Below are 1162 nucleotides of genomic sequence, written 5' to 3'. Positions count from 1 at the left end.
CCGCCGGTAATGGCCTTAATGCCCGCCCCCTCACCGACATATTTAACCTGATCGGGCAGCGTAATCAGACTTTTCCCGACAAACTGATAGCGTCCTCTTGCTTCATCCAGCGCTCTCATATTGCCACTGGCCGTATTGTGTTCTCCCGCTAATAAGGTCGCAATATACGTAAAGATGCTTTTACCGCTGCCGCCTTCGCCTGTCACTTCAATAAAGAGCTGCCAGTCATAACGGTTTGCCAGAATCATAAACAAGGCTGCTTTGATGCGATTCATCTTGTTTTCATTCTGACCTGCTGCATGGGATAACCAACGGTAAAAGTCAGGGGCATGATCCGGCAGGTTTTCACCAATAGCGGGCTGGGTAAACTTAATGCCATTATGGTTCATGAGCCAATGTTCAGGCTGATGGGGAATAAATTTCTGTGTCGATAGCTCATACACACCATTACTGAACCCAATTAAATCCTGCCGTTGTTCGCCGATAATCGGCACTTGTAATTTCATGGCACAGATAGCGTTATTAATCCCGTTTGGACTGTACGGGGTGTCGTGCTGGTCAAAGATTGCCACCATTGCGCGACGCAGCTCGTTATCCGATACGGTTTCCCATGTTGTGCCGTTATAGTGATAAACCATTTCGCTATCAGGATTAACAACTACTTTGCCGTAACTTTCAACCAATAATGCCCCGCGTTGACTGGCGGCCATTTGTGCCAGATTGTTATTGGCCTTTTTGGGCTTTGCTTCGTGGATCTGCGCTGCTTCTGTGTTCACTGCCTTTTTCTCCCCCACCTGATATAGCCCGTGACTGAATGCCTGCTTTGCTGCCTCAATGCCGTGACGCTGGCGATAGTCGTCCCAATCGGCTTTATACTCCGTGGGCGGTAGCGTTACCCAGCCATTAATCGCTTTGGCGGTCTTCTCTGCTGCTATCTTACCGACGTTCTTCTTGGGTTTGCCGTTTTTGTCCAGCGCTCCCGGTTCATGCCAATCGTTATCGGCCGCAAGAATGATCTTCGCGTCTGGCCACCGTTCCCTAACCTGTTCGGCGACGTTAGGTAAGTTCCCTTCATCTAGTGCCGCCAGTACCACACCCTCATGTAACTGACTGACCGTTAAGGCTGTTGCGTAGCCCTCTGTAATGATGAGCGTGTCCGGTG

General features: G+C 50.0%; 1 protein-coding gene. It reads right to left on the bottom strand.

The annotated features are described in order from the left end of the window. On the bottom strand, positions 1-1162 hold a 1162-nt coding region (locus tag PSI15_RS18055), incomplete at both ends, for a toprim domain-containing protein (protein WP_273584723.1).

The organism is Xenorhabdus sp. PR6a, from assembly GCF_028599065.1.
Classification (GTDB): Bacteria; Pseudomonadota; Gammaproteobacteria; order Enterobacterales; family Enterobacteriaceae; genus Xenorhabdus; species Xenorhabdus doucetiae.
The sequence above is the reverse complement of the archived record's forward strand: the minus strand, read 5'-3'. Positions and strand labels throughout refer to the sequence as shown.